This is a genomic window from Bacillus sp. EU52, from assembly GCF_037964975.1.
Taxonomy (GTDB): Bacteria; Bacillota; Bacilli; order Bacillales; family Bacillaceae; genus Bacillus; species Bacillus subtilis.
The window spans coordinates 3,984,568-4,005,369 of the sequence record NZ_CP150177.1 but is presented as its reverse complement, the minus strand read 5'-3'; the positions used below and the strand labels follow the sequence as shown (position 1 = coordinate 4,005,369).

Below are 20,802 nucleotides of genomic sequence, written 5' to 3'. Positions count from 1 at the left end.
AAAAAATATGAAAAAAAACCAAAAAAGTTATTGCCACTTCTATTTGTTCGTGATATTATAAATCTCGTTGTTACGGAAACTGCTTCAATAGAGTACAAGATGAGAACTAGATTTAAGTCGTTTGCTCTATAGAAATTCCGACATCTTTAAGAGCCATTAGCTCAGTTGGTAGAGCATCTGACTTTTAATCAGAGGGTCGAAGGTTCGAGTCCTTCATGGCTCACCATTTCGTGAAGGCCCGTTGGTCAAGCGGTTAAGACACCGCCCTTTCACGGCGGTAACACGGGTTCGAATCCCGTACGGGTCATTGATTTACTTTAGCGTTATTGCTAAATTCCTTATTTGTCTGTGAGAGCTGACACGACAGCTCTCCGGGCAATTACTGTAAGGTCCGGTAGTTCAGTTGGTTAGAATGCCTGCCTGTCACGCAGGAGGTCGCGGGTTCGAGTCCCGTCCGGACCGCCATTTTACTTTACTTAGTAGAGAAAAATAAAACATTTGGCTCGGTAGCTCAGTTGGTAGAGCAACGGACTGAAAATCCGTGTGTCGGCGGTTCGATTCCGTCCCGAGCCACTTACCAAACGCATCTGCAATCGTAGGTGCGTTTTTTCTTTTAGGAAAAAGGCAAACATGAGGAGTGTTATAATAGAAGAAAAAGGGAGAACCGGCCCTGCGGCCGGTTCAAAGAAGAAGACGTCATTGATAAAGACGCACTCCGGTGAGGGGAGGTTTCAATAAAGTTATCTTTTTTAAAAAAAGTTGACCAGCATGACAATAGATAAACAACTGGCGATAAAGGTGAAACATGTGTTTTTTTTCTAAACCTTTATTTTTTTTATCTTTTGACCTTAAACCGTTATAATAGACAAGGACCCATTCTTTACATGGGCCATAAGTGATGAAACGAATGTTATATAGATGAAATAAAGTCATTCGGCAGGAGGAAAATCAAAATGATGGATAAAAAGATCCTTGTAGTAGATGATGAAAAACCGATTGCAGATATATTGGAATTTAACTTAAGAAAAGAAGGCTATGAAGTGCACTGTGCCCACGACGGAAACGAAGCCGTTGAAATGGTAGAAGAGCTTCAGCCTGATTTAATTCTTTTAGATATTATGCTCCCGAATAAAGACGGCGTTGAAGTATGCCGTGAAGTCAGAAAGAAATACGATATGCCAATCATTATGCTGACGGCTAAGGATTCAGAAATTGACAAGGTTATCGGGCTTGAAATCGGTGCTGATGATTATGTCACAAAACCATTCAGCACACGCGAGCTCTTGGCGCGTGTAAAAGCGAACCTGCGCCGCCAGCTGACAACAGCGCCTGCGGAGGAAGAGCCTTCCTCTAACGAGATTCATATCGGCTCTCTCGTCATCTTCCCTGACGCGTACGTTGTATCAAAACGAGACGAAACAATCGAATTGACTCATCGTGAGTTCGAATTGCTTCATTATTTAGCAAAACATATCGGACAAGTGATGACCCGTGAACATTTGCTTCAAACCGTTTGGGGCTATGATTACTTCGGCGATGTCAGAACGGTTGACGTAACAGTCCGTCGGCTTCGTGAAAAAATCGAGGACAACCCGAGCCATCCAAATTGGATCGTCACACGCCGTGGTGTAGGTTATTACTTGAGAAACCCAGAACAGGACTAATGCCCATATGAATAAGGTTGGTTTTTTTCGGTCGATCCAATTTAAGATTACCTTGATTTATGTGCTTTTGATTATCATTGCCATGCAAATCATTGGTGTGTATTTTGTCAATCAGGTAGAGAAGTCGCTGATCAGCTCTTATGAACAATCGCTGAATCAGCGAATCGACAACCTTTCTTATTATATCGAACAAGAATATAAGAGCGATAACGACAGCACCGTCATAAAGGATGACGTCAGCCGTATTTTGAATGACTTCACGAAAAGTGATGAGGTTCGGGAAATTAGCTTTGTAGATAAAAGCTATGAAGTGGTCGGTTCTTCAAAGCCGTATGGTGAGGAAGTGGCAGGGAAACAAACGACCGATCTGATTTTCAAAAGAATTTTTTCTACCAAACAGTCGTATTTAAGAAAATATTATGACCCGAAAAGCAAAATCAGAGTTCTTATTTCCGCGAAGCCCGTCATGACTGAAAACCAAGAGGTTGTGGGCGCGATCTATGTTGTCGCGAGTATGGAAGATGTCTTTAATCAAATGAAGACGATCAACACGATACTGGCGTCCGGCACAGGTTTGGCACTTGTTTTGACGGCTCTTCTCGGTATTTTTCTGGCAAGAACCATTACCCACCCGCTTTCAGATATGCGAAAGCAGGCGATGGAGCTTGCGAAAGGGAATTTCTCGAGGAAGGTTAAAAAGTACGGGCATGATGAAATTGGGCAGCTGGCCACAACGTTTAACCACTTAACGAGAGAGCTTGAAGATGCCCAGGCGATGACTGAAGGAGAACGCAGAAAGCTAGCCTCTGTCATTGCTTATATGACAGACGGCGTTATCGCCACAAACCGAAACGGAGCGATTATTCTCTTAAACAGCCCGGCGCTGGAACTGTTGAACGTTTCACGTGAAACAGCCTTAGAAATGCCGATTACGAGTTTGCTGGGGCTTCAAGAGAATTATACTTTTGAAGATTTAGTGGAGCAGCAGGATTCTATGCTGCTTGAAATTGAGCGCGATGATGAATTAACGGTGCTTCGCGTGAATTTCTCTGTGATTCAAAGGGAACACGGCAAAATTGATGGTTTAATCGCTGTCATTTACGATGTAACCGAACAAGAGAAAATGGATCAGGAACGCAGAGAATTCGTTGCGAATGTATCACATGAGCTGCGGACGCCGCTTACGACAATGCGCAGCTATTTAGAAGCGTTAGCCGAAGGCGCGTGGGAAAATAAAGACATTGCTCCGCGCTTCTTAATGGTGACGCAAAATGAAACAGAGCGTATGATCCGGCTTGTCAATGATCTGCTTCAGCTGTCGAAATTTGACAGTAAGGATTATCAATTTAACCGGGAATGGATTCAGATTGTCCGGTTTATGTCGCTTATTATTGACCGTTTTGAAATGACAAAAGAGCAGCATGTGGAGTTTATCCGCAATCTGCCGGACAGAGATCTGTACGTCGAGATTGACCAGGATAAAATAACGCAGGTGCTCGATAATATTATTTCTAACGCTTTAAAATATTCACCGGAAGGCGGACATGTCACGTTCTCGATTGATGTCAATGAAGGGGAAGAACTTCTCTATATCAGCGTGAAGGATGAAGGGATTGGTATTCCGAAAAAAGATGTCGAAAAAGTCTTTGACCGCTTCTACAGGGTGGATAAAGCGAGAACGAGAAAGCTTGGCGGCACCGGTCTGGGATTGGCGATTGCCAAGGAAATGGTACAGGCGCACGGCGGAGATATTTGGGCGGACAGCATAGAAGGAAAAGGCACGACGATTACATTTACTCTTCCATATAAAGAGGAACAAGAGGATGATTGGGATGAAGCGTGAAAATATAAAAACGATATTACTTACGGTACTCGTCGTCATCAGTCTTGTTTTTACATGGGGGATATGGACGTTCCAGCCAAACTTTTCTGAAGGCTCATCCTCAACAGAGTCTACTGTTCGTGTGAAACATAAAATCGAAAAAACCACCCAAAAGCTGTCTGAAACGGTAAGGCCAAGGGACATGTTTATCCATGATGACGGCGCTCATTACAAAGTGGATGACAATGCCCTCTATGAAGAAATTTGGTCTGACTTGCCGCATTGGGATGTGAAAGGAATTAAAGATATTTCGGATCAGTATGACAAGGCTGGATTCAAAAGCTGGTTTTATGGAATAGGCGGTTCTGAAGCCAAGCTTGACTTGCAATTCAGCGATACGATCCCGATTGATATTTTCCAAACGCTGTTTAAATGGTCTAATCAGTCGTTTGAATACAGTTCGTTTGACCATATTCTGATCCCGTTCAATGAAACAAAAGCGAACAAGAAAATCTATTTGGTGTCATACAGCAAGCAGCTCATTCTTGAAGTGACGGTTGAATCAGCAAACTACCGGAACATTATGAACGACTTGAAAAACAGGCAATCAAATATGCCGGCGTTCAGTTTGTTCTCCATTGGCTCAAAGAAAGAGTTCTTGCTGCCGAACAAACCGCTTACGATGGACAAAAAAGAATTTGTCACAGAATCGATTAAAACAAATACCTTTAAGCAGGCTTTGTTTAGTGATCCGAGCATTGTAAGAGAAGATTCGAATTACAACAACAGAAATGTGCTGACAGATGGGATCAGCCGGTTAGATGTGAATCTAAGCCAGAGACAGGTGCAATTTCAGCAGCGCAATTTGGTGCAGAGCACATCCTATCAAACAGGTGAATTAATCAAAAAGAGCCAAAAATACCTTGAGGATACCGGAAGCTGGACGGATCACTATCAATTTTTCAATATCAATGACAGCCAGCAGTTGAGCTTCTATATCTTTATGGATCAGATCCCGGTCATTAACAGCACCGCCAAACCTTTCGGAGCGACATCGGCGATTACGGTGCAATGGGCGAATGATGATATTCTCAGCTATAAGCGGCCGAATTACAGTCTCGGAACGAATCCGATTAAAACAAGTGAAACAGAGCTCATGAGCGGCAGCGAAGTGAAGATGCTGCTTTCGAAACAAACCGCTTATGATACGGACAAAATTGATCAGATCTTCCTTGCTTATCAATTGGTATCAACATCAACCAACGATGATCCTCTCGTTGAACTGGAACCGGTTTGGGCGATGAAAGTAAATGGAAAAATTGTGCCGATTACAAAGGATTTATTGAGGAAGGAGGGGGCTAACAGTGGAGTGGAATAAGACAAAATCAATCTTCATCGTTGCCTTCCTCATTTTAGATATTTTCTTAGGCTATCAGTTTTTTCAAAAATGGCAGGCTACCGGCAAAGAATATGAAGTCATTAAAAATGATGTCGAGCATGACATGAAGGCCGATCATATCACGTATGAAGGTTTGAATAAGGAAGCGACAGAAGGTTATCGGATCACAGCAAATCAAAAATCCTTCACCAAGGAGGAAATTGAGGCGCTGAAGGATCAAAAGCCTTTGATGGACATGCCTAGTGATGATCATAAAGTAACGAGCCTGAAAATGAAGTTTGCAAATCCCACCGCCCTATCTAAGAAGGATATCGAGGACGATGCCCAGGCACTTGTTTCTTCAAAGATTCAAGATGGCGAAAAATATAAGCTTTGGAAGGTTAATAAATCGAAGAAAGAAATTATTTTCTTCCAAACGTACGAGGGCCATTATATTTACCAAAAGACCGATAATCCCGCTAATATGATCGGGCAAGTGGTATTGCACTTAAACGGTAAAAACGAGGTTGTGTCGTACGACCAGACAACGCTTGAGACCTTCAAGCAAATCCAGAAAGAAAGCTTAATTACTGAAATGGATGCGGTTGAGCTATTGTACTATCAAAATCAATTAAAAGAATACAGCACTGTGAAGAGCTGTAAATTCGGCTATGTAGCACAATATCCGCTGACAAGTACGCAGGTGCTGGCGCCGGTATGGAGAATTACGGTCGAGTACGAGAAAAAAGTGAACGGTGAGAAAAAGACAGTACAAGAGTATTTTACTGTGAATGCTTTGGAGAGTACGATTTTAGATACAGATCAATGAAAATAATGGAGTGAGACAAACATGAGCTTGCAATTTAGCGTACTTGCGAGCGGGAGTACGGGAAATGCGTTTTACCTCGAAACAGAGGATCACGCATTTTTAGTGGACGCCGGTTTGAGCGGGAAAGCCATGGATGGGCTGATGGCGCAGATCGGGCGTAAGCTGGATGATGTAGACGGCATTTTTGTGACGCATGAGCATAGTGACCATATTAAGGGCCTTGGTGTCGTCGCCAGAAAGTACAAGCTTCCGATCTATGCGAACGAGAAGACTTGGAAAGCGATGGAGAATCAAATCGGCAAAATTGACACCGATCAAAAGTTTGTATTTCCGATGGAGACGGTGAAGTCGTTTGGCGGACTTGATGTTGAATCGTTTGGCGTCTCCCACGATGCGGCCGAACCGATGTTTTATGTGTTCCATTATAACGGCCGAAAGCTCGCATTAATGACAGATACGGGATATGTCAGCGACCGAATGAAAGGCATTATCCGTTCAGCGAATGTGTTTGTGTTTGAAAGCAATCACGATGTCGGTATGCTGCAAATGGGGAGATACCCATGGAGCATTAAGCGGCGGATTTTAAGTGACGTCGGGCACGTGTCAAATGAAGATGCTGCCTTGGCGATGACGGATGTCATTGGCGATGAGACGTCTCGTATTTACCTGGCGCATTTGAGCCAGGACAACAACATGAAGGAGCTGGCAAGAATGTCCGTGCAGCAGACATTGGCTTCTAAAGGATTTGTGACGGGTGAGACATTTGACTTATACGACACTGATCCGAAGAAGGCCACTCCGCTTTGCGCTGTATAATTTTTCTATGTAAATCATGACTATTCTAGGAGCTTCTAACCCACAATATAACCATATTAACGTTCTTGGAAAGGATGGAATATGGTGGATTACGAACGTGAGGAAGAACATACTACTCCTGAACAGCCAAAGAGAAGCAAAAAAGGATATTTTCTTTCAAGCCTGATTGGTGTGATTGTCGGTGCCGTATTAATGGCGTTTATCATGCCGTACCTTTCAAATGAAGGGCTAGATACGGGCGCTTTAGATCAGCAGCAGAACAATAACGGCCGGGAATCAATCAGGACGGTGAATGTCAGTGTCAACAATACGGTCACCAAGATTGTCAGCAATGTGTCGCCCGCCGTTGTGGGTGTTGTGAACATCCAAAAATCAGATATACGGGGAGAGAGCGGCGAGGCTGGGAGCGGCTCTGGCGTCATCTATAAGAAAAATGACCATTCCGCTTATGTCGTGACCAACCATCATGTCATCGAAGGCGCTTCCCAAATTGAAATCAGCTTGAAAGACGGCTCACGTGTATCAGCTGATCTTGTCGGCAGCGACCAGCTGATGGACCTTGCCGTTTTACGGGTGAAAAGCGATAAGATTAAAGCAGTCGCCGATTTCGGAAATTCAGATAAAGTGAAGTCTGGGGAGCCGGTTATCGCGATCGGGAACCCGTTAGGCCTTGAGTTTGCAGGCTCTGTCACACAAGGCGTCATCTCAGGTACGGAGAGGGCGATCCCAGTGGATTCAAACGGTGATGGACAGCCTGACTGGAACGCAGAAGTCCTGCAAACAGATGCGGCCATTAACCCTGGGAACAGCGGCGGTGCTTTGTTAAATATGGATGGGAAGGTCATTGGCATCAATTCAATGAAAATTGCCGAGTCGGCGGTTGAAGGGATTGGCCTGTCGATTCCATCTAAGCTCGTGATCCCTGTGATAGAGGATTTAGAGAGATACGGAAAGGTCAAACGCCCGTTCCTTGGCATTGAGATGAAATCCCTAAGCGACATCGCAAGCTATCATTGGGATGAAACATTAAAGCTTCCTAAGAACGTCACCAATGGAGCGGTTGTGATGGGTGTAGACGCCTTTTCACCTGCCGGAAAAGCGGGGCTGAAGGAACTGGATGTCATCACGGAATTTGACGGATACAAAGTAAATGATATTGTTGACCTGCGAAAACGGCTTTATCAGAAAAAAGTCGGTGACCGGGTGAAGGTGAAGTTTTACCGCGGCGGAAAAGAAAAATCTGTAGACATCAAGCTGTCCTCCGCAGACCAATTAGGAAGTTAATCAATACAGTCTGGCATCATTTGCCAGGCTGTTTTGATATGCAAAAAAACTGAACGGGGGTCACGCCCGTTCAGTTGAAAAGGATATATCGAATATGAAGAAAAATACAAGATGGATGTTACACGTGAAACAGCAGCAAATGGCTGTTAACTGCAAATACCTCCATTCTCAGCATTCTCCCGAAAATATGGAGGTTCGGGATTAGGCCTTGCCATAACGAAATCGATTATCGACAATCACAATGGGATGATTGAAGTGAAAAGTGAAATCGGCAGAGGCACTGTTTTTCTGATCAGGCTTCCTGCTCCGGATTATTCGTTAGACGAGTGAGAAAATTTCTTCAGCCGATATTGGAGGCTTTGTCTGCTGATGCCAAGCTCCTGAGCAGCTTTCGAGATGTTATGGCCGTGTTTTCTTAACACGTTCTCTATCACATATTTTTCGAAGCTTTCCATTTTTTCTTTTAAGTCTGCGGCCGGCTGGTGTCTTGGTGTTTCAGGCTCTGGGATGTCAGCCGGCTTGATTTTCATTCGGTATTGATAGGGCAGATGGGAAGCCGTAATCGTTTGCTCGTCCGTCATGAAATTCATTGCGCCTTCGATCATATGCTCAAGCTCGCGAATATTTCCCGGCCAGTCATAAGAAAGGAAAAATTGCTTCACGTCATCGCTGATGTGTTCAACATTCATTTGGAACAGATGGTTGTTTTTCTGGATGAACTCCGACGCGAGAAGCAAAATGTCTTCTTTTCGCTCCCGTAGCGGCGGGATGATCAGTGTGACGACACTCAGCCTGTAATACAAGTCCTTCCGCATTCGTTCGCCTGCAATTGCATCAATTGGGTCTTCATTCATCGTGGCAATAATACGTACGTCAATCGGTGTATCCTTTGTCGAACCGATGCGCCTGATTTTCCGTTCTTGAAGGGCGCGCAGCAGCTTCGCCTGAAGGCTGAGATTCAGCGAGTTGATTTCATCTAACAGCAGCGTCCCGCCGTGGGCTTGTTCAAACAGGCCGGGCTGGTCGACAGCGCCGGTAAACGCGCCTTTTTTCGTCCCAAACAAAATGCTTTCCACAAGGCTGTCTGGCAATGCCGCACAGTTTTGCGAAATAAACGGGCCGCCAGAACGATCGCTTCCATTATGGATACTTTGCGCGAACAGTTCTTTTCCTGTGCCGGTTTCGCCTGCGAGAAGGACAGATGATGACGTACGGGTTGCCCGCTTGGCGTTTTCGATGACGTCTTGAATGGCCGGACTGGTGCCGAGAATACTGTCAAACGTATAGGTTGTGCTGCCTTTTTTGTTCATATTCTCCCTGATCAGCCGTTCAAGCTTTGTCACATCCTTGGCAATTTCAACGGCGCCCCTGATTTTGCCGTCTTGGACGATGGGATATGTATGATTGATCGTCGTAATTTCCTGGCCTTTATTATTGAAATAGCTCTGTTTGACGTTTTTAATCGTCTTGCCTTCCTGAAGAGCCTGTACCAGTGTACTGTCCTGCTGCTTTGAAAACATAAACACATCCATCAGGTTTTTATTCAAGACGTCATGCTTCTCCATATCTTCAATCTGCATCATTTTATTGTTATAAACGATTGTGTTTCCATGCTCGTCTACCACGTGCAGGCCAACATCGATTTCATCTAAAATGCTCTGAAAAACCAATGTGAGGAATTCGCTGTCTTTGACCACTGTATGAACCTCCCTCAGTTTTCTTAATATTGCTTCTATTTTATAAAAAAATGGAGAGGATATGCAAAAGAATTTTGCACTTGCTGGAATTTTTGCTCGAAATATCAGAATGTTTTTGCACCTTGTCCTCGAAAATTGTAGAAAACACACGAATTCTTGATTTGGCACAGAACTTGCATTTATATAAAGGGAAAGCAGGATAACATGTTGAAACAGAAAACAAGGGGGAATTCAAATATGCCAGCTTTATCTAAATCCAAAGAAATTATTGATCAGACGTCTCATTACGGAGCCAACAATTATCATCCGCTCCCGATTGTTATTTCTGAAGCGCTGGGTTCTTGGGTAAAGGACCCGGAAGGCAATGAATATATGGATATGCTGAGTGCTTATTCTGCGGTAAACCAGGGGCACAGACACCCGAAAATCATTCAGGCATTAAAGGATCAGGCTGATAAAATCACGCTCACGTCACGCGCGTTTCATAACGATCAGCTTGGGCCGTTTTACGAAAAAACAGCTAAACTGACAGGCAAAGAGATGATTCTGCCGATGAATACAGGAGCCGAAGCGGTTGAATCCGCGGTGAAAGCGGCGAGACGCTGGGCGTATGAAGTGAAGGGCGTAGCTGACAATCAAGCGGAAATTATCGCATGTGTCGGGAACTTCCACGGCCGCACGATGCTGGCGGTATCTCTCTCTTCTGAAGAGGAATATAAACGAGGATTCGGCCCGATGCTTCCGGGAATCAAACTCATTCCTTACGGCGATGTGGAAGCGCTTCGACAGGCCATTACGCCGAATACAGCGGCATTCTTGTTTGAACCGATTCAAGGCGAAGCGGGCATTGTGATTCCGCCTGAAGGATTTTTACAGGAAGCGGCGGCGATTTGTAAGGAAGAGAATGTCTTGTTTATTGCGGATGAAATTCAAACGGGTCTCGGACGTACAGGCAAGACGTTTGCCTGTGACTGGGACGGCATTGTCCCTGATATGTATATTTTGGGCAAAGCGCTTGGCGGCGGTGTGTTCCCGATCTCATGCATTGCGGCGGACCGCGAGATCCTAGGCGTGTTTAACCCTGGCTCACACGGCTCAACATTTGGCGGAAACCCGCTTGCATGTGCAGTGTCTATCGCTTCATTAGAAGTGCTGGAGGATGAAAAGCTGGCGGATCGTTCTCTTGAGCTTGGCGAATACTTTAAAAGCGAGCTTGAGAGCATTGACAACCCGGTTATTAAAGAAGTCCGCGGCAGAGGGCTGTTTATCGGTGTGGAATTGACGGAAGCCGCACGTCCGTATTGTGAGCGTTTGAAGGAAGAAGGGCTTTTATGCAAGGAAACGCATGATACAGTCATTCGTTTTGCACCGCCATTAATCATTTCCAAAGAGGATTTGGATTGGGCAATAGAGAAAATTAAGCACGTGCTGCAAAACGCATAAATCTGCACCATGGCGGGATATTCACTTCGTTTGTATAAATTTACAACAGAAAAATCAGCACTCCCTATTTGCTCAGCTACAGTATTTTAGTATAATGTATCTTTATGAGAAGAAGTGAATTTTATATTAAATAGATAGAGACTCTTTGGACAGCAAACTGGGATAGCACCATGCAGATGTTCCAGCTTAGATCCAATACAAGTTGCTGAAGGGGTGCAGAATGTGAATACAAACCAAGATAACGGAAATCAGCTCCAGCGGACAATGAAATCGCGCCACTTGTTCATGATTTCATTGGGCGGAGTGATCGGAACCGGTTTCTTCCTTGGAACCGGGTTTACCATTAACCAAGCGGGACCGCTCGGCGCGGTTCTGTCCTATTTAGTGGGCGGCTTTATCATGTTTTTGACGATGCTCTGCTTAGGAGAGCTGGCAGTCGCCTTTCCTGTGTCGGGGTCCTTCCAGACCTATGCGACAAAATTTATCAGCCCGGCCTTCGGATTTGCGTTCGGCTGGCTGTACTGGCTCGGCTGGGCGGTTACATGCGCCATTGAATTTTTATCAGCGGGGCAGCTGATGCAACGCTGGTTTCCGCATATAGACGTGTGGATCTGGTGTCTGGTCTTTGCGGCACTGATGTTTATTTTAAATGCGATCACCACAAAAGCCTTTGCGGAATCTGAATTCTGGTTCTCAGGCATTAAAATTTTGATTATCCTTTTATTTATTATTCTCGGCGGAGCTGCCATGTTTGGCCTGATTGATCTGAAGGGTGGAGAGCAGGCGCCGTTTTTGACACATTTTTATGAAGACGGGTTATTTCCGAACGGCATAAAGGCAATGCTGATTACGATGATTACCGTGAACTTTGCGTTTCAGGGGACTGAGCTGATCGGGGTTGCAGCAGGAGAAAGTGAAGACCCTGAAAAAACGATTCCACGGTCAATCAAACAGACAGTATGGAGAACGCTTGTGTTCTTTGTGCTTTCCATCATTGTCATTGCCGGCATGATTCCGTGGAAACAGGCTGGAGTCGTGGAAAGTCCATTTGTTGCCGTATTTGAGCAAATCGGAATCCCATATGCAGCTGATATCATGAACTTTGTTATTTTAATCGCGCTGTTATCTGTTGCGAATTCAGGTTTATACGCATCGACACGTATTCTGTACGCGATGGCGAATGAAGGACAAGCTTTCAAAGCGCTCGGAAAAACAAATCAGCGCGGTGTGCCGATGTACTCGTTAATCGTAACGATGGCTGTGGCCTGCCTATCACTTCTGACAAAGTTTGCGCAGGCTGAAACCGTATATATGGTACTGTTATCTTTGGCGGGCATGAGCGCGCAGGTCGGCTGGATTACAATTTCGCTTTCCCAAATCATGTTCAGACGCAAATATATCCGTGAGGGCGGGAAGATAGAAGATTTGAAATTTAAAACACCGCTGTACCCGGTGCTTCCGCTGATCGGCCTAACGTTAAATACGGTCGTGCTCATCAGTCTTGCATTTGATCCGGAGCAGCGTATCGCGCTGTATTGCGGCGTACCGTTTATGATCATTTGCTACATCATTTATCATGTCGTCATTAAAAAACGCCAGCAGGCGAATCGTCAGCTAGAGCTTTAAAACGTTGTCCGTAAGTCATCTTTGTTAGAACCCGCATAGGACATTATCTTAAATGTTGAGGTGGAATCACAGATGGATAAAACGATTTCGGTTATTGGAATGCCAATGGATTTAGGACAAGCACGACGCGGAGTGGATATGGGCCCGAGTGCCATCCGGTACGCTCATCTGATCGAGAGGCTGTCAGACATGGGGTATACGGTTGAAGATCTCGGTGACATTCCGATCAATCGCGAAAAAATCAAAAATGACGAGGAACTGAAAAACCTGAATTCCGTTTTGGCGGGAAATGAAAAACTCGCGCAAAAGGTCAACAAAGTCATTGAAGAGAAAAAATTCCCGCTTGTCCTGGGCGGTGACCACAGTATTGCGATCGGCACGCTTGCAGGCACAGCGAAGCATTACGATAATCTCGGCGTCATCTGGTATGACGCGCACGGCGATTTGAATACACTTGAAACTTCACCATCGGGCAATATTCACGGCATGCCGCTCGCGGTCAGCCTCGGCATTGGTCACGAGTCACTGGTTAACCTTGAAGGCTACGCGCCTAAAATCAAACCGGAAAACGTCGTCATCATTGGCGCCCGGTCACTTGATGAAGGGGAGCGCAAGTACATTAAGGAAAGCGGCATGAAGGTGTACACAATGCACGAAATCGACCGTCTTGGCATGACAAAGGTCATTGAAGAAACCCTTGATTATTTATCAGCATGTGATGGCGTCCATCTGAGCCTTGATCTGGACGGACTTGATCCGAACGACGCACCGGGTGTCGGAACCCCTGTCGTCGGCGGCATCAGCTACCGGGAGAGCCATTTGGCTATGGAAATGCTGTATGACGCAGGCATCATTACCTCAGCCGAATTCGTTGAGGTTAACCCGATCCTTGATCACAAAAACAAAACGGGCAAAACAGCAGTAGAGCTCGTAGAATCCCTGTTAGGGAAGAAGCTGCTGTAATAAGAAAACCCCCGCATCCCGCGGGGGTTTCAGCGTGTCGACAAACCCTCGCATTCGTTGTCAGGCCTGCGCTTCGGTGCTCACGAATTCCAAACATTCGCTGCGCTCCAATGCTCGTTCTTCCTAGACTTCAAGGGTTTTCAATCACGCTGAAAAGATGAAAGAATCCTAAAACTACAAACCGTTTTAGGATTCTTTCGTTAAATTGAACCCCCGCACCGCGGGGGTTTTTCATTTATCCAATCATTTTCTCAGCGACTTTCATCTCCTGCGAATGGGTTTGATGGTCCGCAATAAACCAACCTGATAAAATCACCGCTGCGACGCCTGCGCCAATCAGAAATCTTTTCATTATATAACCTCCGTCCGTTTAATCAGTTCTTCAATTTGTAATGCTTCATAAAAAAAGTGGGCAGCTTCTTTGTAAAGCTCAAGTTCCCTATACCGTTCGCCAGCCAAAATGGAAAGTTCTCTTACACTGTCATACTCTTTCTCGGACAACAAATCATCCATATGTTGTTTGCATAAGTGAAACGTTTCCGCATGACCCCCTTCTGCATAAATGGCATATAAAATGTCTATTTTTGCCTCACATATTCTATTCGGCTCAGCAGTCAATTTTTCCTTCACGTCTTGGTAATAAGATAAGGCCTGTTCTTTCTTTTTGATCTTAAACAGCTCTCGTATCAGCAAGTAGGCAGAATGATAATAATAGGCGGAGCGGGCATACTCATCGTTCCGTAGAGCCTCCTCTAATTTCGAAACCGCTTCTTCTGATTTGCCGCTTTGCGCATGAAGAAGGCCGAAGTTATGCAAAAGCTGGGCTTCAAAAAAATGATCCTCTAATTCACTCGTGATCCGAATTGCTTCGTCCAAATAAGCCTCAGCTTCTTCAAACTGGCTCATCTCTGTAAAATTGCCTGACATGGTAATCAGGGCTGAAGCCAGCTTCTTTTTATAATCTGTCTCTTCTCTGAATGTTTTGACTGCTTGCCGTGTATGATTGAGGGATACAATATTTTGTCCCAGCTTATAATAGAGCTTTCCGACCTTCAGGTGAAATTCGGCTTTTTCAATCGGATCGGGAATGTTGTCGAGATATTGCTCTGCATCTTTATACAGCCCAATGGCAATGTCATAATTATTTTTATAGGCCTCATACATGCCTTCAAACAGAAAAAAGTAATATTTCAGCATGTCAGACGTAGCATTCATATGAGAAGGCTCCTCATGCTGAAAGCCCTGTCCTCTCGCCTCGTGAAGCAAAACCTTGTGGCGCAGTTCCAATAAGGAGAAGTAGGCAAGCACCTCCTGATCCTCTTCCATGTCATCCAATAAAGGCTTCACTTCTTCAAATAAACGGGAGGATTCTTCAACTTCATGTTTCTTGATGGCAAGGTACCAATCGTTGAGCATGCTAGCGATTTCTGCGGGTGCGATCTTATTCATGTGAAACTCCTTTCTCTAGTGACTTATCAATCTCAGTTGCTTATTCTGATAGTAACACCTCTTTCTATTTTATGTAAAATCCTCTAGTCAATATATGAAGGAGAGATGATATGACAATCATGCTGACCCCTATGCAGACAGAAGAATTTCGGTCTTATTTCACATACACAACAAAGCATTACGCGAAAGAAAAGGTAAAAGCGGGAACATGGCTGCCTGAAGATGCACAGCTTTTGTCTAAGCAGGCGTTTACTGATCTGCTTCCGAGAGGGCTGGAAACACCCCATCACCATTTGTGGAGCCTCAAGCTGAATGAAAAGGATATCGTTGGCTGGCTCTGGATACATGCTGAACCGGAGCATCCGCAGCAGGAAGCGTTTATTTATGATTTCGGGTTATATGAACCGTATCGGGGAAAGGGCTACGCAAAGCAAGCATTGGCGGCATTAGATCAAACGGCACGCAGCATGGGAATCCGCAAGCTGTCCCTTCATGTCTTTGCCCATAATCAGACGGCGCGAAAGCTATATGAGCAAACCGGATTTCAAGAAACAGACGTAGTGATGAGCAAGAAGATTTAACGAAAAGGGCCTGATAAAGGCCTTTTTCTGCAAACGATTTCTAAAAATTCTGTAAATAACCTAGTTACTTTCCTTATTTTCCTAATATAATGTGGGTGAGGAAATTACCTTTCCTACACTCACAAGAAAAGAGGAGATGTAATGAAGTTGAAGAAACGAGTGTCGATGTTTTTGGTAGCGCTTACAATGTGTGGCGGCCTGTTTGTTTCTCCCGCCAAAGCCGTAAAGACCACAAATTATGCTGAAGAAATCGCCGCACTGCAGCCAGGCACGACACCGGAAGAAATCATGAAATCTGCCAGCCAGATTGCCAAACAGCAGCACGTAAAGCAGGACGTTATCCTAAAACAGTTCTATAAGGAAATCACGGCTGATAAAGCAGAGGGAGACATACTCGCCAAGGAAAACGGCATGTCTATCATGGGCGGCTCGTCCGGCACGAAAAAACTCCCGACAAGCGCGAAAGGCAATATCTATTACACGAACTCCTACACAGCCTACTACAATCATGGCCACGTCGGCATGTACTCCGCCGCTGACAAAATTGTTGAATCTGTCCCGAGCGACGGCGTCAGGCAGATTGCTTATAATGCCAGAGACGTGGAAGACAACTCCATTGTGCAAACCGTCAGCGTATCCTCATCTCAAAAAACAGCTGCTGCCGACTGGGCGGTATCAAAAGTAGGCGACCCATACTCATTTAACTTCGTCAATAACAGAAATACCGGCCATGACGGCGCCAAAAACTGTTCAAAGCTCCTATGGTCTGCCTTTTTGCTGAAAGCAGGGATTGATATAGACAGCAACGGAGGCTTAGGCGTGTATCCGCGCGACATCACAAGTTCTTCGTATACGACAACCATCATGACCATTTACTAAGGAGAAGGATATGAAAAAGTGGATGATTACCATCGCCATGCTGATTCTCGCAGGAATCGCACTATTTGTCTTCATTTCTCCTCTCAAAAACCATAAAACCGTGAGTCAGCAGGATCTCAGAAACCCCGATTTCCTAGATGACAAAGAAGTCATGCTGTATTTCTCATCCTCTGCAGATCAAGATGCATTTGGCGGCGGGAAAAGCTACGCTCTGTTTATCAGCCAGGACGGTACGCTGTCTTCCTTTAAGATGAAGGGCCTTGAGCTGGGCTCAGCCAAGGTTCACGGCGACAGTGTGATGCTGGAGGACAAAAACACGATTTATACGATCAAAAACGGCCTGCGCTCCCATAAAAGAGCCTATCAGCACACAGGCGACAGCGCAGGCTTTCTGCAAAACACGGACGGCTTTTACACCTTATACAACTCCGGCTACGACAAAAAGAAAGACGGATACCGCTCAGAGCTGTACCGGCAGATGGACGGTGAGTGGAAAAAAGACGTCATCCCCTACTACATCCGAGCCTCCGGTTTCCATGACGGCGCCATTTACGCACTTGTCCCGACAGCTGACGAAAAAGGCTATCAGCTCCTTCAGATTCAAGCAGATCAAAGGAAGCTCACTTATCACAAGATAACGGAATGGCAGTACCGGGAAGGAGCCTCAGTCGAATCCCAGCTTGCAGTGGACGACCAAGCTGTTTATGTTATGGTTCGCGGCCAAAAAGCCCGCAATCTCTATCAAATGGTCAAGATCAACAAAAAAAGCGGCAAAGTAGAGCTGCATGACATCGCCGAATACAAAAACGACGAACAAACAATATACAGCTCCATGCCCTTCAGCTTTAAAAACAGCTTTTTCCCTTATGACGGGAACCTGTATTTCATTGACGGCTTCGGAAAGGTACACAAAATCGATGCCAAGACAGGAAAAACAAACATCGCCTTCACCCTTTCCCAGGACAAAATGAAAGCCGATTTCAAAGAAATCACCCAAAAAGGCAGCAGCCTCTATTTCTTCACATACACGTATAACAAGCCTGCCTACATTGAACAGTACAGTTTGAAAACCGGAAAGAAAATGAAAGAAAAAGAGATTAGGAAGGTAAAGGATGTCGTGACGCCGAAGAGTCATTTGAAGCTGTATGATGTTGAGGTAATGAAGAGGTTTTAAGGCAAGGAGGGTAGTATGGGAGCCATCGCCGTTTTATTTATCGTTTTTGGTTTTCCGATCATCGCAGGTGTATTTGGTATAGCGGGTCATTTTTTATTTAAGAGATTTTGGGTGGCACCGCTCATCGTCCTTATCGCGAGCTTGATATTGTTAGTTACGTTAGCTTCGGGCAATAGCTCATTCATGTTTTGGGTTGTTATATATACGGCGATTGCGTTAGTAACCAGTATTGTCACATTATTTCTCAGGAAATTTTTTAATTGATCTCTAATTATAAAGAGACTGGTGTGAAGTCTCTTTTTTTGTTGAACCGAAGTTTGCAGAGATTTTGGGTATGTTTTAGAAACGAATCTAAAGGAGGGATTACATGCGCACCAAACGGGTTATTCTTCTGGCAGTAATGATCAGCCTGGTTTCGGCCATTACTGTGTTCCTGTTAAATGGATGTAAAGTCGACTTCTTAGACATCGGCGGAACCATTATTGGCTGCTTTCTTGGCATATTTGTTGTTATAAGAATACAGAAAAAACAGTCGTGAAAAAGGGAAAGAGTCATGCCGAACCGAAGTCATGTTCAAGGACCAAGAGTCCAAAAACATGAATGGGAGGAATGGCGTTGACAGGAAACAAAGCGGTTGTGTACAAAGGCAAAGGAAACGTGGCGGTGGAGGATATCGGTTATCCGGAGTTAATCTTAAGGGACGGGCCCGGCGTTCCGAAGGCGAATGTGAATCGAAAATGTGAGCATGGGGTTATTCTCAAAGTCATTACAACCAACATTTGCGGAAGCGACCAGCATATGGTCAGAGGCCGCACAACGGCGCCTGAAGGCTTGGTGCTCGGACATGAAATCACCGGAGAAGTCATTGAAACGGGGCGTGATGTCGAATTTATCAAAAAAGGAGATATCGTATCCGTTCCTTTCAATATTGCCTGCGGACGCTGTGTGATGTGCAAAACGCAGAAAACGCATGTGTGCCTGAATGTCAATCCGGACCGTCCGGGATCGGCTTACGGCTACGTCGATATGGGCGGCTGGGTCGGCGGCCAGTCTGAATATGTCATGGTGCCATACGCTGATTTTCAGCTTTTGGTATTCCCTGATAAAGAACAGGCGTTAGAAAAGATTCTCGATTTGACCATGCTGTCCGACATTTTCCCGACCGGCTTCCACGGAGCTTACACAGCGGGCGTGCAAACAGGTTCAACCGTTTATATCGCGGGAGCGGGGCCTGTTGGCTTGGCAGCTGCACACTCCGCTCAGCTCCTAGGCGCCTCCACCGTGATTGTCGGCGATCTGAACGAAGACAGACTGGCACAGGCGAGAAGCTTCGGCTGTGAAACGGTCAACGTACAAAAACACGACCGCCTCGGCGAGCAAATTGAACAAATACTAGGTGAACCAACCGTTGATGCCGCAGTGGACTGTGTCGGCTTTGAAGCATCCGGACACGGCAATCAAGGAGAAGCGCCTGCCGCCGTGCTGAACTCAATCATGGACGTCACCCAGGTCGGAGGCAGCCTTGGCATTCCAGGCTTATACGTGACCGAAGATCCCGGTGCAAAGGATGCGGACGCCAAAACAGGCTCACTAAAAATCCGCTTCGGACTCGGCTGGGCTAAAGCCCACACCTTCGTCACCGGACAAACACCCGCCATGACATACAACCGCAATTTGATGAAAGCGATCCTGAGCGGCAGAGCGCAGATCGCAAAAGCCGTCAACGCCACTGTCATTTCTCTGGACGACGCGCCAAAAGGCTACAGCGACTTCGACAAAGGCGCAGCCAAAAAATTCGTCATCGACCCGCATGGAACACTGAAGTAAAAGAAAAAGCCGGACGTTCTCAGAACGCCGGCTTTATTGCTGGTAATCCGTTTCTTCAAAGCGGTTTCCCTTTTCATCCTGTACAATGAATTCCCCTTCGATTTTGTCCAGTCCAATCAAAATATAAGGGTTTTTTTCATTTGCCGTAGGAGCAGGTTTTCGTTTCACAGTTACAATCGTTTCTTTAGGCGAGAATTTGACGTCTGACACTTCAAGCTTCTTATCTTTCTCGCTGCTTCCGAGAGACACAATAACCATCTTTCTCCCTTCTAAAATGGTGAAGACTTGATATCCTTTTACATCATCATGCATTTGAAGGTAATTAGCGTATATTTCTAAGTCTGGACTGCCTTCACCGATTCGATCCTTCTCCAACACCCAATAAGACGGCCGACACCCAGCAAGCAGCAACATGATCACAAAAAGCCAAACCCATCTAAAGCGCAAATGCAAACCTCCCCACACATCGGTTACATCCAAACTAACACACGAGCGAAATAGAGTCATCAACAGCTTGTTTGTCGAATTGTGGATAAAACTCAGCCCGAAGCACTACTAACATGTGAATAAATAGGTTATATTGAGAAGAGAACATTTGTAAAAATGGAAGAAAACATCGGAGGATTTGAACATGAAACAAGCGTATTATTCCTGTGAAGAACACATCGAAACGGTGCTGGATATGTACATAGACGACCACGAGCTGCCGCCCGAAATCAGAAAAATCGAACATACTAACAGTTTATCCACAGCCTGTGAATTATGTGGAGACCCCGCAGTATATATAGTGGGGAACGAATGATCTTACACAAAATACAGAAAAGATATCCACAATTGTGGACAACATATATGAATAACTTGTTTTTAAAGTGGGGATGACCTGTGAATATCAATATTGTGACAATCGGAAAACTAAAAGAAAAATACCTCAAGCAAGGCATTGAAGAATACACGAAACGACTTTCGGCCTACGCAAAAATCGACATCATCGAACTCCCGGACGAAAAAGCACCGGAAAACCTAAGCGACCAGGACATGAAAATCATAAAAGACAAAGAAGGCGACCGCATCCTATCAAAAATCAGCCCCGACGCCCACGTCATCGCCCTCGCCATCGAAGGAAAAATGAAAACATCCGAAGAACTAGCCGATACAATAGATAATCTGGCTACATATGGAAAAAGCAAAGTCACCTTCGTCATCGGCGGATCACTCGGATTGAGCGACGCAGTGATGAAGCGAGCGGATGACAAGCTGTCGTTCTCGAAAATGACGTTTCCTCATCAGTTAATGCGGTTGATTTTGGTGGAGCAGATTTATCGGGCTTTTCGGATTAATCGTGGGGAGCCTTATCATAAGTGAGACCATTC

21 protein-coding genes, 4 tRNA genes and 2 pseudogenes are annotated in these 20,802 nt (G+C 45.3%); 23 read left to right on the top strand and 4 right to left on the bottom strand.

Annotated elements, in window-relative coordinates; translation table 11 throughout:
• Nucleotides 1-150 precede the first annotated feature (150 nt).
• From NSU05_RS20570 to NSU05_RS20515, 12 genes and pseudogenes are all read left to right on the top strand, one after another.
• Nucleotides 151-226 (top strand) — tRNA-Lys (locus tag NSU05_RS20570).
• Nucleotides 227-235: 9 nt separating this feature from the next.
• Nucleotides 236-307, top strand: a tRNA-Glu gene (locus NSU05_RS20565).
• Between the two features lie 81 nt (nucleotides 308-388).
• Nucleotides 389-465 (top strand) — tRNA-Asp (locus NSU05_RS20560).
• Between the two features lie 35 nt (nucleotides 466-500).
• Nucleotides 501-573: transfer RNA gene (locus NSU05_RS20555), tRNA-Phe, on the top strand.
• Between the two features lie 383 nt (nucleotides 574-956).
• Nucleotides 957-1,664 (top strand): cell wall metabolism DNA-binding response regulator WalR, encoded by a 708-nt coding sequence (gene walR / locus NSU05_RS20550; RefSeq protein ID WP_003244363.1) that lies wholly within the window; start codon nucleotides 957-959, stop codon nucleotides 1,662-1,664.
• Between the two features lie 7 nt (nucleotides 1,665-1,671).
• On the top strand, nucleotides 1,672-3,507 hold the full coding sequence (gene walK / locus NSU05_RS20545; protein WP_024572714.1) for a cell wall metabolism sensor histidine kinase WalK: 1,836 nt from the start codon (nucleotides 1,672-1,674) through the stop codon (nucleotides 3,505-3,507).
• Complete coding sequence (gene walH / locus NSU05_RS20540) at nucleotides 3,497-4,864, top strand: WalRK two-component regulatory system regulator WalH (protein WP_003226936.1); 1,368 nt, start codon at nucleotides 3,497-3,499, stop codon at nucleotides 4,862-4,864. Before walK ends, walH begins: the two co-directional genes overlap by 11 nt.
• Nucleotides 4,851-5,693, top strand: a complete 843-nt coding sequence (gene walI, locus NSU05_RS20535) for a WalRK two-component regulatory system regulator WalI (protein ID WP_038429943.1) — start codon at nucleotides 4,851-4,853, stop codon at nucleotides 5,691-5,693. The genes walH and walI overlap by 14 nt, the downstream gene beginning before the upstream one ends.
• Nucleotides 5,694-5,714: 21 nt before the next feature.
• On the top strand, nucleotides 5,715-6,509 hold the full coding sequence (locus NSU05_RS20530) for an MBL fold metallo-hydrolase (RefSeq protein WP_003226939.1): 795 nt from the start codon (nucleotides 5,715-5,717) through the stop codon (nucleotides 6,507-6,509).
• 81 nt (nucleotides 6,510-6,590) lie between these two features.
• Nucleotides 6,591-7,793, top strand: coding sequence for a serine protease HtrC (gene htrC, locus NSU05_RS20525; protein ID WP_015250812.1), 1,203 nt, complete (start codon nucleotides 6,591-6,593; stop codon nucleotides 7,791-7,793).
• Nucleotides 7,794-7,813: 20 nt separating this feature from the next.
• Nucleotides 7,814-7,943 (top strand): annotated as a pseudogene (locus NSU05_RS20520) (hypothetical protein).
• Between the two features lie 27 nt (nucleotides 7,944-7,970).
• A pseudogene (locus tag NSU05_RS20515) lies at nucleotides 7,971-8,123 on the top strand (ATP-binding protein); the annotation flags it as partial.
• Here NSU05_RS20515 and rocR read toward each other — a convergent pair.
• Nucleotides 8,105-9,490, bottom strand: a complete 1,386-nt coding sequence (gene rocR, locus NSU05_RS20510) for an arginine utilization regulatory protein RocR (protein WP_003244510.1) — start codon at nucleotides 9,488-9,490, stop codon at nucleotides 8,105-8,107. The pseudogene NSU05_RS20515 and the gene rocR overlap by 19 nt on opposite strands.
• A 237-nt stretch (nucleotides 9,491-9,727) precedes the next feature.
• Between rocR and rocD the strand changes: the two genes are divergently transcribed.
• The 3 genes from rocD (at nucleotide 9,728) to rocF (ending at nucleotide 13,522) form a co-directional block, all read left to right on the top strand.
• Nucleotides 9,728-10,933, top strand: coding sequence for an ornithine aminotransferase (rocD, locus tag NSU05_RS20505; protein ID WP_024571526.1), 1,206 nt, complete (start codon nucleotides 9,728-9,730; stop codon nucleotides 10,931-10,933).
• A gap of 222 nt (nucleotides 10,934-11,155) precedes the next feature.
• On the top strand, nucleotides 11,156-12,559 hold the full coding sequence (locus NSU05_RS20500) for an amino acid permease (RefSeq protein ID WP_003242721.1): 1,404 nt from the start codon (nucleotides 11,156-11,158) through the stop codon (nucleotides 12,557-12,559).
• Nucleotides 12,560-12,631: 72 nt separating this feature from the next.
• Nucleotides 12,632-13,522, top strand: a complete 891-nt coding sequence (gene rocF, locus NSU05_RS20495; RefSeq protein ID WP_003226959.1) for an arginase — start codon at nucleotides 12,632-12,634, stop codon at nucleotides 13,520-13,522.
• 235 nt (nucleotides 13,523-13,757) lie between these two features.
• On the opposite strand, the gene NSU05_RS20490 is transcribed toward rocF, so the two are convergent.
• Both NSU05_RS20490 and rapG read right to left on the bottom strand, forming a co-directional pair.
• On the bottom strand, nucleotides 13,758-13,874 hold the full coding sequence (locus NSU05_RS20490) for a Phr family secreted Rap phosphatase inhibitor (protein ID WP_003226961.1): 117 nt from the start codon (nucleotides 13,872-13,874) through the stop codon (nucleotides 13,758-13,760).
• The gene (gene rapG, locus NSU05_RS20485; RefSeq protein WP_017695778.1) at nucleotides 13,874-14,971 is read right to left on the bottom strand and encodes a response regulator aspartate phosphatase RapG; all 1,098 of its coding nucleotides are present in this window, start codon (nucleotides 14,969-14,971) and stop codon (nucleotides 13,874-13,876) included. The genes NSU05_RS20490 and rapG overlap by 1 nt, the downstream gene beginning before the upstream one ends.
• Nucleotides 14,972-15,081: 110 nt before the next feature.
• On the opposite strand from rapG, the gene NSU05_RS20480 reads away from it, so the two are divergent.
• From NSU05_RS20480 to fdhA, 6 genes are all read left to right on the top strand, one after another.
• Nucleotides 15,082-15,552, top strand: coding sequence for a GNAT family N-acetyltransferase (locus NSU05_RS20480; RefSeq protein ID WP_038429942.1), 471 nt, complete (start codon nucleotides 15,082-15,084; stop codon nucleotides 15,550-15,552).
• Nucleotides 15,553-15,693: 141 nt separating this feature from the next.
• On the top strand, nucleotides 15,694-16,431 hold the full coding sequence (locus NSU05_RS20475) for a YiiX/YebB-like N1pC/P60 family cysteine hydrolase (protein WP_038429941.1): 738 nt from the start codon (nucleotides 15,694-15,696) through the stop codon (nucleotides 16,429-16,431).
• A 10-nt stretch (nucleotides 16,432-16,441) separates the two neighbouring features.
• Complete coding sequence (locus tag NSU05_RS20470; RefSeq protein ID WP_038429940.1) at nucleotides 16,442-17,605, top strand: hypothetical protein; 1,164 nt, start codon at nucleotides 16,442-16,444, stop codon at nucleotides 17,603-17,605.
• A gap of 15 nt (nucleotides 17,606-17,620) precedes the next feature.
• A complete protein-coding gene (locus NSU05_RS20465; RefSeq protein WP_014481460.1) occupies nucleotides 17,621-17,869 on the top strand; it encodes a DUF2651 family protein in 249 nt (82 codons plus the stop codon).
• 103 nt (nucleotides 17,870-17,972) lie between these two features.
• A complete protein-coding gene (locus tag NSU05_RS20460) occupies nucleotides 17,973-18,143 on the top strand; it encodes a hypothetical protein (RefSeq protein ID WP_014481459.1) in 171 nt (56 codons plus the stop codon).
• Between the two features lie 62 nt (nucleotides 18,144-18,205).
• The gene (gene fdhA / locus NSU05_RS20455) at nucleotides 18,206-19,432 is read left to right on the top strand and encodes a formaldehyde dehydrogenase, glutathione-independent (protein ID WP_080121227.1); all 1,227 of its coding nucleotides are present in this window, start codon (nucleotides 18,206-18,208) and stop codon (nucleotides 19,430-19,432) included.
• A gap of 33 nt (nucleotides 19,433-19,465) precedes the next feature.
• On the opposite strand, the gene NSU05_RS20450 is transcribed toward fdhA, so the two are convergent.
• Nucleotides 19,466-19,879, bottom strand: a complete 414-nt coding sequence (locus NSU05_RS20450; protein ID WP_038429939.1) for a hypothetical protein — start codon at nucleotides 19,877-19,879, stop codon at nucleotides 19,466-19,468.
• Nucleotides 19,880-20,063: 184 nt separating this feature from the next.
• On the opposite strand from NSU05_RS20450, the gene NSU05_RS20445 reads away from it, so the two are divergent.
• Nucleotides 20,064-20,234: a CxxH/CxxC protein gene (locus tag NSU05_RS20445; protein WP_003219122.1), complete on the top strand. Its 171-nt coding sequence runs from the start codon at nucleotides 20,064-20,066 to the stop codon at nucleotides 20,232-20,234.
• Nucleotides 20,235-20,314: 80 nt separating this feature from the next.
• Entirely contained in the window at nucleotides 20,315-20,794 is a 480-nt protein-coding gene (gene rlmH, locus NSU05_RS20440) for a 23S rRNA (pseudouridine(1915)-N(3))-methyltransferase RlmH (RefSeq protein WP_038429938.1), read from the top strand.
• Nucleotides 20,795-20,802: the final 8 nt, after the last annotated feature.

Excerpts from the sequence above, each read along its gene's own strand:
- walR (WP_003244363.1), top strand. The coding sequence starts at position 957 with ATGGATAAAAAGATCCTTGTAGTAGATGATGAAAAACCGATTGCAGAT.
- walK (WP_024572714.1), top strand. The coding sequence starts at position 1,672 with ATGAATAAGGTTGGTTTTTTTCGGTCGATCCAATTTAAGATTACCTTG.
- walH (WP_003226936.1), top strand. The coding sequence starts at position 3,497 with ATGAAGCGTGAAAATATAAAAACGATATTACTTACGGTACTCGTCGTC.
- NSU05_RS20530 (WP_003226939.1), top strand. The coding sequence starts at position 5,715 with ATGAGCTTGCAATTTAGCGTACTTGCGAGCGGGAGTACGGGAAATGCG.
- htrC (WP_015250812.1), top strand. The coding sequence starts at position 6,591 with ATGGTGGATTACGAACGTGAGGAAGAACATACTACTCCTGAACAGCCA.
- rocD (WP_024571526.1), top strand. The coding sequence starts at position 9,728 with ATGCCAGCTTTATCTAAATCCAAAGAAATTATTGATCAGACGTCTCAT.
- rocF (WP_003226959.1), top strand. The coding sequence starts at position 12,632 with ATGGATAAAACGATTTCGGTTATTGGAATGCCAATGGATTTAGGACAA.
- NSU05_RS20490 (WP_003226961.1), bottom strand. The coding sequence starts at position 13,874 with ATGAAAAGATTTCTGATTGGCGCAGGCGTCGCAGCGGTGATTTTATCA.
- rapG (WP_017695778.1), bottom strand. The coding sequence starts at position 14,971 with ATGAATAAGATCGCACCCGCAGAAATCGCTAGCATGCTCAACGATTGG.
- NSU05_RS20480 (WP_038429942.1), top strand. The coding sequence starts at position 15,082 with ATGACAATCATGCTGACCCCTATGCAGACAGAAGAATTTCGGTCTTAT.
- NSU05_RS20475 (WP_038429941.1), top strand. The coding sequence starts at position 15,694 with ATGAAGTTGAAGAAACGAGTGTCGATGTTTTTGGTAGCGCTTACAATG.
- NSU05_RS20470 (WP_038429940.1), top strand. The coding sequence starts at position 16,442 with ATGAAAAAGTGGATGATTACCATCGCCATGCTGATTCTCGCAGGAATC.
- NSU05_RS20465 (WP_014481460.1), top strand. The coding sequence starts at position 17,621 with ATGGGAGCCATCGCCGTTTTATTTATCGTTTTTGGTTTTCCGATCATC.
- NSU05_RS20460 (WP_014481459.1), top strand. The coding sequence starts at position 17,973 with ATGCGCACCAAACGGGTTATTCTTCTGGCAGTAATGATCAGCCTGGTT.
- fdhA (WP_080121227.1), top strand. The coding sequence starts at position 18,206 with ATGGGAGGAATGGCGTTGACAGGAAACAAAGCGGTTGTGTACAAAGGC.
- NSU05_RS20445 (WP_003219122.1), top strand. The coding sequence starts at position 20,064 with ATGAAACAAGCGTATTATTCCTGTGAAGAACACATCGAAACGGTGCTG.